This window comes from Labilibacter marinus, from assembly GCF_001659685.2.
Lineage (GTDB): Bacteria > Bacteroidota > Bacteroidia > Bacteroidales > Marinilabiliaceae > Saccharicrinis > Saccharicrinis marinus.
In genome coordinates this window covers 237,589-250,489 of record NZ_LXYE02000001.1, presented here as the reverse complement: position 1 = coordinate 250,489, position 12,901 = coordinate 237,589, and the positions used below count along the sequence as shown (strand labels likewise).

11 protein-coding genes are annotated in these 12,901 nt (G+C 32.0%); 8 read left to right on the top strand and 3 right to left on the bottom strand.

What is annotated here, in order from left to right; genetic code table 11:
* Nucleotides 1–2: 2 nt before the first annotated feature.
* Together A8L32_RS00965 and A8L32_RS00960 are read left to right on the top strand one after the other, a co-directional pair.
* Nucleotides 3–2,150 carry an ATP-grasp domain-containing protein gene (locus A8L32_RS00965; protein WP_075589829.1) on the top strand — a complete coding sequence of 716 codons (2,148 nt, stop codon included), beginning with the start codon at nt 3–5 and terminating at the stop codon, nt 2,148–2,150.
* Nucleotides 2,151–2,278: 128 nt separating this feature from the next.
* Nucleotides 2,279–2,671 (top strand): response regulator, encoded by a 393-nt coding sequence (locus tag A8L32_RS00960; protein ID WP_075589828.1) that lies wholly within the window; start codon nt 2,279–2,281, stop codon nt 2,669–2,671.
* A 2-nt stretch (nt 2,672–2,673) separates the two neighbouring features.
* Here the strand turns inward: A8L32_RS00960 and A8L32_RS00955 are convergent, their stop codons facing one another.
* The 3 genes from A8L32_RS00955 to A8L32_RS00945 form a co-directional block, all read right to left on the bottom strand.
* Complete coding sequence (locus tag A8L32_RS00955; RefSeq protein ID WP_075589827.1) at nt 2,674–3,666, bottom strand: mechanosensitive ion channel family protein; 993 nt, start codon at nt 3,664–3,666, stop codon at nt 2,674–2,676.
* Between the two features lie 37 nt (nt 3,667–3,703).
* The gene (locus tag A8L32_RS00950) at nt 3,704–6,652 is read right to left on the bottom strand and encodes a hypothetical protein (protein WP_143524976.1); all 2,949 of its coding nucleotides are present in this window, start codon (nt 6,650–6,652) and stop codon (nt 3,704–3,706) included.
* Nucleotides 6,653–6,769: 117 nt separating this feature from the next.
* Nucleotides 6,770–7,684, bottom strand: a complete 915-nt coding sequence (locus A8L32_RS00945) for a mechanosensitive ion channel family protein (RefSeq protein ID WP_075589825.1) — start codon at nt 7,682–7,684, stop codon at nt 6,770–6,772.
* Nucleotides 7,685–7,833: 149 nt separating this feature from the next.
* On the opposite strand from A8L32_RS00945, the gene A8L32_RS00940 reads away from it, so the two are divergent.
* The 6 genes from A8L32_RS00940 to A8L32_RS00915 all read left to right on the top strand — a co-directional run bounded on the left by A8L32_RS00940 (nt 7,834) and on the right by A8L32_RS00915 (nt 12,865).
* Nucleotides 7,834–9,369 (top strand): carbon-nitrogen hydrolase family protein, encoded by a 1,536-nt coding sequence (locus A8L32_RS00940; RefSeq protein WP_075589824.1) that lies wholly within the window; start codon nt 7,834–7,836, stop codon nt 9,367–9,369.
* A gap of 62 nt (nt 9,370–9,431) precedes the next feature.
* Nucleotides 9,432–9,764, top strand: coding sequence for a hypothetical protein (locus A8L32_RS00935; protein WP_075589823.1), 333 nt, complete (start codon nt 9,432–9,434; stop codon nt 9,762–9,764).
* A gap of 23 nt (nt 9,765–9,787) precedes the next feature.
* The gene (locus A8L32_RS00930; protein WP_075589822.1) at nt 9,788–10,363 is read left to right on the top strand and encodes a glutamine amidotransferase-related protein; all 576 of its coding nucleotides are present in this window, start codon (nt 9,788–9,790) and stop codon (nt 10,361–10,363) included.
* Between the two features lie 9 nt (nt 10,364–10,372).
* Nucleotides 10,373–11,437, top strand: coding sequence for a magnesium/cobalt transporter CorA (gene corA, locus A8L32_RS00925; protein WP_075589821.1), 1,065 nt, complete (start codon nt 10,373–10,375; stop codon nt 11,435–11,437).
* Between the two features lie 289 nt (nt 11,438–11,726).
* Nucleotides 11,727–12,296, top strand: a complete 570-nt coding sequence (locus tag A8L32_RS00920) for an RNA polymerase sigma factor (protein WP_075589820.1) — start codon at nt 11,727–11,729, stop codon at nt 12,294–12,296.
* 20 nt (nt 12,297–12,316) lie between these two features.
* A complete protein-coding gene (locus A8L32_RS00915; protein ID WP_075589819.1) occupies nt 12,317–12,865 on the top strand; it encodes a hypothetical protein in 549 nt (182 codons plus the stop codon).
* Nucleotides 12,866–12,901: the final 36 nt, after the last annotated feature.

Sequence of the window (12,901 nt, the reverse complement as noted above, 5' to 3'; positions counted from 1 at the left end):
AAATGAAAATTGCATTAATTTATAACAAAGACCTAACGGGTGTAATCAACACTTTAGGTATGCAGAATAAAGAGTTTTATTCTGAAACGAATGTAAAACGAGTTGCTGAAAGCCTTGAAAAGGCCGGACATAATGTTCATATTTTGGATGGTAATATGTATATTATAGAAAGGCTGCAGCACTTTATGCCAAGGGTTATAGATGGCGAACAAATGGGTATGGTATTTAACATGGCCTACGGTATACAAGGAGAAAGTAGGTATACTCACATACCATCCATGTTAGAGATGCTAGGTATTCCATACGTTGGTTCAACACCTTCTGGTCACGCCTTAGCTTTAGATAAAGTGATGACAAAAATTGTATGGCAGAATCATCAATTACCAACACCTAGTTTTTGGGTGTTTAATGGTGCTGAAGATGATTTTTCTACGGTCCAATACCCTGTTATTGTAAAACCAAAAATGGAAAGTGTATCCTTTGGACTAAAGGTTGTTTATAATGAGAATGATTTAAAGGAAGCGGTAAATTTTATTGTAACGGAGTTTCAACAACAAGCCCTGGTAGAACAATTTATTAGAGGGCGAGAATTTTGTGTTGGATTATTGGGCAATAACCCCATTGAAGCATTTCCTGTTTTAGAAATTGACCTTGAAGGTGACCCAGATGCCATTCAATCCGCTGATGACAAGAAAGAAAGACCACGACAAAAAGTATGTCCTGCCAACATATCACCTGAACTTGCAGAAAAAATGCAGAAATTCAGCATTGATGCATTTAAGGCTTTAGGCCTTAGAGATTTTGCAAGGGTAGATATTCGTTTAGACGAAGACGATAATATATACTTGCTAGAAATTAATTCAATGGCGAGTTTAGGTGTTTCTGGTTCGTACCCTCATGCGGCTAAAGTGGCAGGTTATGATTATCAGAAATTAGTGAATCGCATGTTAGATGTTGCAGCGATTAGGTACTTTGGCACTTTACAAACTGCCAAAGAAAATAGAGACACAAAAAAATTGCCCTTACACAGCAGGTTAAGAACATTTATAAGAAGTAGAACTGACCATGCAGAGAAATTATTAGAAAAATTAGTAAATATTAATACGCATGTTCGTAACGTAAACGGTATTAATCAAGCCTCAAATTTAATTAAGGCAGAGCTTGCTCCCATTGGTTTTACGCAAGAAGTATTTCCAAATCTTGAGGTTGGGAATACTGTATATTTTTCTAACTCATTCGATGAAGAACTAGATTGGTTATTGATTCTTTCGTTGGACGACCAACAAAAACTAGAGGATCAAGAATCCTTTTATGCAACAGAGCATAAACTTTTTGGCACTGGTGTTTGGGAAAATAAAGGCGGCATTATTACAGCCATTTTGGCTTTACAATCGTTAAGATTTAGTCGCTTGGTAAAGAAAATTAAAATTGGAGTTATAGTAATTCCGGACACCAATATTGGAGGGAAATATTCGAAAGAGATATTAAATGTAAAAGCGTTAAAAGCCAAAAGGATTATAGCTTTACATGGAGGTAATGAACAAGGCAGCGTTATTACTAGTCGTTCAGGTTCGGCAAATTATATTTATGATGTAAAACTAACCGCCAATACTGCTGAGAATGTAGCCAAAGTATCGGCTCATTTTTATAAAACCTTGGCATCAATAGTAGATATTTCAAAGAATAATCCAGAAGTTGTTTTGGCTCCATACAATACCAATTTTAAGTCTAATATCTTTAAAGGATTTGCTAGTGGTTCTTCCAAAATAAGTGTGCGTTTTAACAACAAGGAAGAATATGATACCATAGATGCAAAAGTAAATAAGCTTGTAACCCCAAACAGAGCTCAGAGCAAACTATATAGTAGCCAGTTGCAAGGTGGAATTTCAAGGATTCCGATGCCTGAATCAGAGGACAGCCTGAAAGTTTTTAATGTATTAAAAAAACTATCGAAGGCAACAGATGTAAGTATAAAAAAAGAACATCGTTGGAGCTCTTCAAACATATGCAATATTACAAAAGCATGTCCTAAAATTGATGGTCTGGGCCCTACTGGAGGTTACGATAAAAAATGGGCTGAATTTATATACCGAAGCAGTATAACTGATAGGGCTTTGCTCTTGGCTCTTCTACTGAATGAGAAAATCTAAATATTTCACTCATCCCTTAAAACAACTGATTTAAGGGATGTTTTACTATTCTAGCTTCGTTTGAACATAAAGAAAGTTGTCGCCCCATAGATAATAAGATCCATAAAAAATTTCTTAATCATTAAAATATGATTCTAATTATTGAAAGTAATGCAAGCGATGCGCTTATTGCACAACTTGTTTTATCCGAAAATGGAGAAACGCTAATAGCAAAGGATGTTTTTGAGGGCCTAAGAATTACTGTAGCATTAGAAAAAATGCTTCGCTTTATTTTAATGGAAATAAACATGCCTGACATAAGCGGACTTGAAGCTATTGAACATTTTAAATACGTAAATAGATACATCCCAGTTATAGGCTCAAGCAAAACATATGATGCCGCTATTATTCATGATTGTAAAACAAGAGGCTTCGATGGTTTTATCCAAAAACCATTTTGCTGGAATAAACTACAATCCATATATCAATCCATGAAACTTCCTCCTAATCAACGCACGTTTTTGGACGTACATGAAATCTAGGTTTAATTATAATACTCTTTGCTAACTAGTTTTTCCTTGATCAATTCTCTTATGGTAATTTCAGTCATATCACTTTTAAAAACAAACTCATTCTGAATATCAGAAACGTAGGCTTTTAGTCGCATTTTTATAATACTTCTACGGTCTTTCATTTCATTAAAAAACAAGACTGTAACAGGTTTATTAAGATAAATAAATTTTGAAACCATTGCTGCTTCCGTTGCAACTCTTCGAACTTTTTGTGTATCAATATCTAGGGGTAGGTAAAACTCAGCAACAACTTGGCAATTAGTTTCTCCACTATTGGAATTTGAAATAGAATGATTCATCATTTCAGCATTGGGTATAGTCACTACTGAATCATCCGCAGTAACAATTCGAGTAGAGCGCAATCCTATTTTTATAACTTCTCCATATGAATTACTAGCTTCAATTTTATCTCCAATTTGAAAAGGGCGATCAAACAATATCATTAGTCCCCCAAAAATATTCTTTAATAAATCTTGAGCCGCAAAACCAACGGCAACACCCACCGATGTAAAAAAGGCTATTACCGTTGCCAATGGAGGTCGAATTACTCCTTGTATTATAATATAAATAACAAATGACCAACCTATTATTTTAACAATTGGTATTATACGTTTTATGAATATTCTATACTGAACACTCTTACTCCCAAACCGGTTTAATAAAGCATCCAGTAACCTTAAAATTAAAAAACCAATTAGTATAATAATAAGAGACCAAACTATTTTACCTGTTGTAATAATCTTATTAACAGAAGGAGCTCCTAATTCATTAATTTTATCTTGAAATTTGGATGTTTTAACAGTTTCATTTACTCCTTCGATACGCACAGGAACGACTACACTATCAATAGTTTGCACAGAAGTACTTAATGAATCTGCAGAGTTATCTGCTTCTATGCCATAAGTATTAAAAGTTAACCCACTTATTAAAATAATAGAAACTAGTAATGTGAGTATTTTTTTCATTGATTCAAGATTAAATGTGCAACTTTACTATCCTGTGTTAATGCAGAATATTTTTTGCCTTTAAGGCATCAATGGTAGAGCGATAGAGTAATAAGTTAATAACATATCTTTTACTAATTTCTAATAAAAGTCCATCATCCACCATTTGAAATAACTTCATCCTCCCCTGTTCTGGTGAAAATCTCATAACTTTACAAAACCCATCTAAATCAAGGCCATCATGTAAAAGAATAGCATATAAGCAGAAAAGTTTATCTTGTTTTAACTCTCTTATAAATGATATATTAAAATCACTCATAGAATTTATATACAAAGTATTCTTTTCAATACGTTTAATAGATCGTAACCAAAAAATAAAAGCTATAGTAATATTTCCTTTTGCAATAGAATTTAAAACTTCAAAATATTGTTTCTCTAAATAATTTTGAACTTCCTCTTGGTTTAGTTTAGACAGCTTTTTATTTAGCACATCTTCTTTGCTTTTTAAGTAAACAAGGCTATATCCGCTCACTTGATGACGTTTCTTGACGATATCCACCATCTCTACATTTGAAAACTCACCCAACCTTATTACATGACCAAAGTATTCCTCTATAGATATAGCCTTATTTAAATAATTCCACGCATGTAAAGTACACGTACATATCCAAAAAATATTTTTATTCGTTTTAGATATAATTTCAAACAGTAGCTTTAATGTCTCAAAACCATCCACCTTTTTTAAATAAGCATATTGAAGTCCTTCAAGAACAATTATACCTTTAGTATTATTTAGCTCATCGATAAACAACTCAACTTCATTTAACGGTGTTAAATCCATTATCTCAGAAAGGGTAAAGATAAATTCGTCTTGACGATATATATTGTTGAATTCTTGAAAGTTAACACAAGTAAATGGCAGTTGACTATCTTTTAAAACATAATTAATAATGGATGTTGTGCCAGCTCCTTTTTCTGCAGTAATAGCAATGTTAGCAAACCTACCTTTTAACCAATTATTGTAAGCCTGCTTTAGATTGTTTATTTCTGCAGATCGCTTAAAATATAAATATCCTCCCTCAACAGGTTCAAGTTTAAAAAGCCTTTGGTATAAAAATGGTAACTTATCCGTTGTGCTAGCAATCTCACTTAAAAAAACCGAGATTTCGTTGTTAATACTTGCCTGCACCTCTTCTTGCGAATAGATATTAACCAGATGTTTACTGTACTTGAAACCCTGTTTTTGAATCCGTTGCCATTGCACCAGGCTTTTTTGAAATAACTTACTCGCTAAAACTATAAATCTATCCTTTACTTTGGTTGATTTTGATATAGCTTTGGCTTTAAGTAACCTTAAATTTAATTCCCCAACCTTTTCATTTTCAGTTAATGCAATAAGGTCGTTTGTTAAGTTTTCAATACTACAATACAAAGAGTTATAAACCTTGTTTTGTAGTTCGTTTAAGGATTCTGCAATTTCATTTAGCTTAAATAATATCTTCTCTTTTCCCTCCTCAATAATTGCAGAAGCATTCTCTAACTTTTTATCAGCCTCATTATTATTTAAAATAGAGGTGATGGTTTCAAAATTATATTCTGAGATATGAACAAGATTACTTAATTCACTCTCGTACATCGCTACTTTTTGTGAAACAAGCTGTTTTAGATTATTAATGGAGGAAGTAAACTGAGGAATAATCTCAAATTTGATCAGATCTTTTAAAAATACAGAATTTAAATTTGACAGCTGCATCTTTTCCCAATCAAGCTTCCCAGATGAAATCATCCGCTTGTCATTTGTAGCATCTACCTTAACTTTTACACTTTGTTCTATTTCATTTATGGCATATAAAATAGTTTGAGAGTGATTAACTTTAGAAATGAATAATTCTTCTGACGCAAATATATCACTGATCTGTTGGCTATATTTATGTATTGACTCTTTATCTGTGAGAAATTTATTAAACCGTTTATTTACTCTTTCATATTCTTGAACTATACGATTGGTTTTGACTATTAACTTTTCTCTAATCGTATTTATCCTATTTAAATTATTAATTAGCACACGAGATTGTAAAGCTATTAACGAATTATTTTTTAGCATACATAAGTCGGCATCAAAACACCAATCTTCTGAAATACTATACAACGATACCTCCAAAGATGAAAGTTGCTCTATTTGCTGTTTCGATACGCTTTTGATCTCTCTCGATGTATACCACTGACTATATTTCCAATGTTTTTTTTCCAGAGTTCCTAGAATACCAAAATCTGCATCAATATGTTCCCTCTTAGATATTATGACCGAATTTATATCTTTGTCTTTTTTTCGATTAAAATCGATTAACAAATTCTCGCAGTAATTGCATTTTTCGATTACTTCATTAATTGCTTTCTTTAACTCATCAATGCTTTTTACTTCCGTAACTTTATATAAATTATTAATTTGAGTTGAAGCAATCTTTAAATAGTTAAGAAATTCTATTTCGTGATGTATTAATTGTTTGTGGAACTTCCATATCAACGGAAAAACATCCAAATACATTTCAATAAGCAAATAATACTTTAATGGAACCCATCGTTTGATTATAACATTTCGGTCTTTTCTGTTAAACAGTTTTAAATAACCATATCTAACTCTTTTTAATGTTTTATTAAATCGGATATGTAAAGGATTACTTTTTTTAGCCTGACGATTAATTTTCGTTTCTACACCTAAAGTATACACAGCTAGTTTAGAAAATAGCTTGTTTCTCTCCTCAAAAAATAAACCTAGTTCTTTTTTAGAATTAACATGTCCATCTATAAGGTACGAAACCCCATTAAATTCCTGAATATTATATAAATAATCTTGATGTATTTGCAGAAGTGAATCAAACTTTTCCAGATCTACATCCTTGTTAATTTTTTCAAGGTAAGTAGAATGAATGTCTCGCATTTTTTTTGCAACAAGAACGATGTTGCTATTCCTTTTCTCTGAAATAAGTTTAAACTTCTCAGAAAACAATAACTCAATTGAGTTTATAGCAAATAAAAACGCCTGGTTCATAAACTGTTATCCCATGTTATATTAATACAATTTACAACTATATTTTAAACTTATAATGTTGATCTAACATCGCTTTTACTTTTGATTAATATTTAAACTAAGCGGATTAATCTCTTCTCCCCAGTATACAGTGGTATGTGGAAACGGTATTTCAATATTATGCTTATCAAATGCTACTTTAAGTCTTCTGCGATATTCCCTACCAATTTCCCACTGCGCAATCGGTTTAGTTTTTAAACGAGCTTTAATCACCAAAGCACTGTCTGCAAATTTATCCAAACCAAGTATCTCAATAGGTTCTATTATTTTACCTCCCAGTTCCGCGTCCTCTTGCAACTCCTTTCCCGTATCACGCATAATATCCATCACTTTATCTACATCTTCTTTATACGCAACACCAATATCAAATACCATAGCCGACCATTCTTTAGTCATGTTTGATAATGTATTAATTTTACCATTCTGAAAAACATGAACTACACCTGCAAAATCTCTTAAAGTGATGGTACGTAATTCTATTTTCTCTACCAAACCTCCTGTTCCATTAATAATTCCTACGTCTCCAGTTCTAATCTGATTTTCAAGCAATATAAAAAATCCAGAAATCACATCCCTCACCAATTCCTGCGCCCCAAAACCAACCGCTAATCCAATAATTCCTGCACTGGCTAATATGGGGCCTATGTTTACCCCTACTTTTTGTAGAATTATCATGATAACTATAGCAATTAGCACAACTTTAATACTACCATATAAAATTCCAGTCAGGGTATTTATTCTTTTTTCGGCCTCCAGGGTATCTACATATTTGTTTCTGTCTGCACGACTTATCAAGGTCTTTTTTAATCGCTTAATGGTCACTTTTGTAAGCTTTATAGCTATAACAACCGCAATTAGCAAAACAATAATAACAGGCAACTCAACAATAAACCATTTTTGAACCTTCTCTAGTTGCTCTACAAGTATTTCTTTATTAATAAATTCAAACATATGCTTCGGGTTTAATAATGATTATTAATTATAGTTACAATATAACAAAACAATGGTTCAATAAAACACAGGTATAAACCAATTTAAATGTTACCAAATTCAATTTGCGAGTCTAAACCATTACAATATAATTATTCTCTGTAACCAGTATGAAAAAAGAAATTAGCAATATTGAGCTTAGTTATTTAAATATTAAGGATTATTCAGAACTAAAAGAAGTGATGATTAGTTCTTATCATGCCTTAGATAACGCTTATTGGGCCATGGATAAAATAGAAAAATTAATTGATATTTTTCCCGAAGGTCAGGTTGTTATTAAAGTAAATAATGAAATTGCAGGTTGCGCCTTATCCATTATAGTTAGTACGCTGGAGTTGGATGATTATCATACCTATAGTGACATAACAAGCAACTATACATTTGACACCCACACTAACGATGGAGATGTAATTTATGGTATTGATGTTTTTGTAAAACCTGAGTTTAGAGGCCTTAGGTTAGGAAGAAGATTATATGATTATCGTAAAGAGCTTTGCGAAAGATTTAACCTTAAAGGAATATTGTTTGGGGGAAGAATACCCAATTACCATAAGTATTCTAAAGAAATTTCGCCACGTCAATACATTGAGAAGGTTAAAGATAAAGAGATACACGACCCCGTGTTAAACTTTCAAATGTCAAACGACTTTCATCCCATACGGATTTTAAAAAATTATTTAAAAGGAGATGTTGAGTCGGAGGAATATGCGGTATTATTAAGGTGGGACAATATTTTTTACGAGAAACCACAAACCAAAGCGGAAACAATAAAAAAAATAGTGCGCCTTGGAGTTATTCAATGGCAAATGCGCCCATATAACAACTTAAAAGAATTATTGCAACAAGCAGAATATTTTATCGATGCATTAAGTGGTTATAAAAGCGACTTTGCATTATTCCCAGAGTTTTTTAACGCTCCATTAATGGCGGAATACAATCACTTAAGTGAGCCCGAAGCAATTAGAGAACTTGCCAAACATACTGAAGAGATTACACAAGCCATGTCAGAATTAGCCATTGGCTACAATATTAACATTATTACTGGAAGCATGCCCGAGTTGGTTAACAATAGCTTATATAATGTAGGGTATTTATGCAAAAGAGATGGTAGTATCGAGAGGTTTGAAAAGCTTCATGTAACACCTGACGAAAGAAAAGTATGGGCTTTGCAGGGGGGTACAAATTTAAAAACCTTTGACACAGATTGTGGCAAAATAGGCGTACTGATTTGCTATGATGCGGAATTCCCAGAACTATCAAGATTATTAGCCGATGATGGAATGGAAATGCTATTTGTACCATTTTTAACGGATACGCAAAATGGTTATTCTCGTGTACGAAATTGTGCTCAAGCTAGAGCCATTGAAAATGAGTGTTACGTGGTTATCGCAGGGAGCGTAGGTAATTTACCTAAGGTACATAATATGGACATACAATATGCACAGTCCATGGTATTTACTCCCTGCGATTTTCAATTTCCTACCAATGGCATTAAAGCAGAAGCAACGCCCAATACCGAAATGATATTAATTGCTGATGTTGATTTGGATTTACTCCGAGAACTTAGAAATCATGGAAGTGTAATGAACATGGCAGATAGAAGAAAGGATATCTATAAGCTAATGCGAAATAATAAATGTAAATAGTCTCTAACAGACACTACAGACTATCTAAATTGATCACTTAAATATTACTTAATTGATAAATCATGAAATCCACCATTCAACGCTCCAAAAAAAAATCTATTATAGATTATAATAAACTACCTATTGATTTAAAAGAACAGTTAAAACTCATGTATAGCGATGGCTACCATGAAGAGCTAATTACTTATAAAGACGCGCAAGGACAACGCATTTCTGCATTAAGATTTGAAACAGATACAATTATTTACATGATTCGAATGTCAAAAGAACTGGCCTGTGAAATTATGGATGATGATGACGATTTTAACGATGATTACTCCTTAAAATCGAACAAGAAAATAGCTTACACTGATAAACATGCAGATAATGACTATCTTGTATATTCGGAAGATTAAATACTGATAAAAAATTTCATACAATGCTACTAGTTATTGATAACCAAAGTGCTTTCATTAAAAAATTTAAACGTCAATATTTATCGGAAGAGAATTTTGATTACGTTTTTTTTGATCATAACCAACCGATCACCTTATCCGCAAAAACAAAAATAAAAGGTATCATCTTATCTGGCGGTAAAGGTAACCCTTATGAACCCTTAAATCTGACCACTAACTTTGTAGCTATGCTCAACTTTAATGTTCCGGTACTGGGTTTTTGTCTTGGCCATGAAATTATAGCCGTTGCTCATAGAGGACGAATTAAAAAGTTACCTGAATATCATGGTAAAAAAGAAATAATTACCATTACAAAACCTGAAGATCCTATTTTTGAAGGCTTAAATAAAACAGAAGTATCTTTGGTTAAAAGACATTCCTTTTACGTGTCGGAATTACCAGATACTTTTATATGCATTGGAACATCTGATACCTGTACAACAGAAATTATTAAACATGTTAAAAAACCTATTTATGGTTTTCAATCACATCCAGAGGTATCTGGTGAAGATGGTATGTTGATGGTAAAAAACTTTTTAAAGATTTGTGGAATAATTTAACTGGAAACTATGTCTCGATTATTAAAAAGCAAAAAAGAATATATTGGATTATCGCCTGACAGTTTATTATTTAGGGGCGAAAAAAAGATTGACGACACGATTGTTCAATTAATGAGGTATGATGTAAATTCGATACTTGAACAAGAGGTAAATGACCTAGAGGAGATAAATAATTGCATTACATATAAAAACTCGTGGATTAATATTTATGGCCTCCACGATCAGGATATTATGCGTTCCATCTCTGAACAATTATCCATTGATTCTATCATTATGTCGGAAATTTTAAATACGCATAGTAGGCCAAGAGTTGTTGAATATGAGGACTGCTTATACGTATCTGCTAAAATGATAAGTTTAAAAAATACCGACGATGTAAAAATTGACACCGAAAACATTGCTTTCATACTTAAAAACAACCAATTAATAAGCTTTCAGGAAAGAAAAGGAGACGTATTTAAAAACGTGAGAGAACGATTAAGAAATGGTAAAAGAAGAATTAGAAAGCTTAATTCTGATTATTTATTATTTGCACTAATAGATGTTATTCTAGATAATTACACCTATGTGATTAGTAAAATTGGTGAAAATATTGAGGTATTAGATGAGCAAGTACTTTCTGCTACAGATCAATCTATTCTAGTAGATATTAATGCATACAAAAGGGAGTTAGTCTATTTACATAAATCCATATACCCGTGTAAAGAGATGATTTTTAACCTTATTAAACTCGAATCGGAATTTATTGATTCTGACAATGAGAACTTTTATAAAGAGTTACAGAGCAATATTAATAATGCAGTAGACTCTTTAAACAACTACAAAGAGATATTAAGTAACCTGTTGAATATTTATCATACACAGGTTAGCAGTCGCTTAAATGATATTATGAAGTTCTTGACTGTATTTTCAGTTATCTTTATTCCTCTTACTTTTATTGCTGGAATTTACGGAACTAACTTTGAATTTATTCCTGAACTTAAGTTAAAGTTCGGATATCCTCTTATGCTAATTTTAATGCTTGTTACAGCTGGAGGAATGTTATTCTATTTTAAAAAGAAAAAGTGGATTTAAGTAATTCTTCATAAACAGCAGACTAACTCTGGCACAACTTGTAAAAAACATTACTGTATTAACCAACATACAAACTCGCCTCGTAAAACACTATATATCTATCAATTGACCAACTCGTAAGGTACACTACAATATAAAAAGTGCGAGATTCTCTTAGGTTCTTTCATCATTAATTCTAGTAGAAATTAGGAAATTCCTTGAGTGAAAAAATACGTTTTTTCACTCTTTCCTACACTTCCGTTTTCAAATATTTTCACATAACAATTTTAATAGATTAATAATGTGAAAAATGAAAAGCTTAGCACAACCACAAAAAACAGATGAAGTATTAATCCAAGATTATTACAATGGAAATTCTAATAGTATTGAAACAATATATAGTAGATACTATTTAAAGGTTTTTAATAAGTGCTTATCATTTACCCAAAACCCAGATGATGCTTTTGATTTTACGCAGGACATCTTTATAAAGGCTTTTTCTAAAAAAAATGCATTTAAAGGGAATTCTCAATTTTCTACCTGGTTGTACTCTATTACGTTTAATCATTGTGTTTCGTCTATGAAACGTAAGAAGAAAAACAGGACTGAATCTTATGAATCTATCCCTTCATTTATTTCGGATGAAAATGATATGGAAATGATTGAAGATAGACAGTTTAGAGAAGAACGCGAAGCATTACTATTTAAGGCCTTAGACGAAATACCCGAACAGGACAAAATATTATTGGAGCTAAAATACCAAAACAACTATTCAGTAAAGCAAATTGAAACTGAACTGAACTTATCTAAAAGTGCCATTAAAATGAGATTGATGAGAGCACGTCAAAAAGTAGGTAAGCACTATCAAAAGGTTATTTAATCATTTCTAATTATATTACCATGAAGCAAAATATTCTATATCCGTTTTATTTGGAAAACTCCAACATAAAATCGCAAAGCATAGCTGTTGAATTAGCTAAAAACCTTGGTGTTGATTTACACATATTAGTCATTATTCATAACAATAACTTTTTGTATAACGAATATCTAGAATGTGCTAAAACACAAGAAGAATCATCTAATGAGCTATTTGACAGTTTAAACAAAAGGTATTCAGATATTATATTAGGCAATGACAAGCCAATAGGTCATAGACATGGAACTAGAATTGATATCTCATTTGAGAACTATCAAGATTGTCCTTTACAAAGAAAATTATCGGAGAGTTATCTTTGGGTATTCGACTATCAGGATTTTATTTCAAATATTATTCCTGCTGGGTTTAACAATGAACTAAAGGAACACGACAGAAAAGTTTGGATAATATCTAAAAACAGAAGTGGTATTTTAACCCAAACCCAACCATTGATTAATCAATTTTCGAATCATCGTGAGCATACCATAAACGATGTAAAATCCTGGGATGCTTTTCCTTTAGATATAATGTAGTATTAAAAAATTAAGTGTTTGCCGTTTATAATTTCA

Bases quoted from the DNA above. Each gene is read 5' to 3' on its own strand.
- A8L32_RS00915 (WP_075589819.1), top strand. From the start codon at position 12,317: ATGAAGCAAAATATTCTATATCCGTTTTATTTGGAAAACTCCAACATA.
- A8L32_RS00920 (WP_075589820.1), top strand. From the start codon at position 11,727: ATGAAAAGCTTAGCACAACCACAAAAAACAGATGAAGTATTAATCCAA.
- A8L32_RS00930 (WP_075589822.1), top strand. From the start codon at position 9,788: ATGCTACTAGTTATTGATAACCAAAGTGCTTTCATTAAAAAATTTAAA.
- corA (WP_075589821.1), top strand. From the start codon at position 10,373: ATGTCTCGATTATTAAAAAGCAAAAAAGAATATATTGGATTATCGCCT.
- A8L32_RS00945 (WP_075589825.1), bottom strand. From the start codon at position 7,684: ATGTTTGAATTTATTAATAAAGAAATACTTGTAGAGCAACTAGAGAAG.
- A8L32_RS00965 (WP_075589829.1), top strand. From the start codon at position 3: ATGAAAATTGCATTAATTTATAACAAAGACCTAACGGGTGTAATCAAC.
- A8L32_RS00935 (WP_075589823.1), top strand. From the start codon at position 9,432: ATGAAATCCACCATTCAACGCTCCAAAAAAAAATCTATTATAGATTAT.
- A8L32_RS00940 (WP_075589824.1), top strand. From the start codon at position 7,834: ATGAAAAAAGAAATTAGCAATATTGAGCTTAGTTATTTAAATATTAAG.
- A8L32_RS00960 (WP_075589828.1), top strand. From the start codon at position 2,279: ATGATTCTAATTATTGAAAGTAATGCAAGCGATGCGCTTATTGCACAA.
- A8L32_RS00955 (WP_075589827.1), bottom strand. From the start codon at position 3,666: ATGAAAAAAATACTCACATTACTAGTTTCTATTATTTTAATAAGTGGG.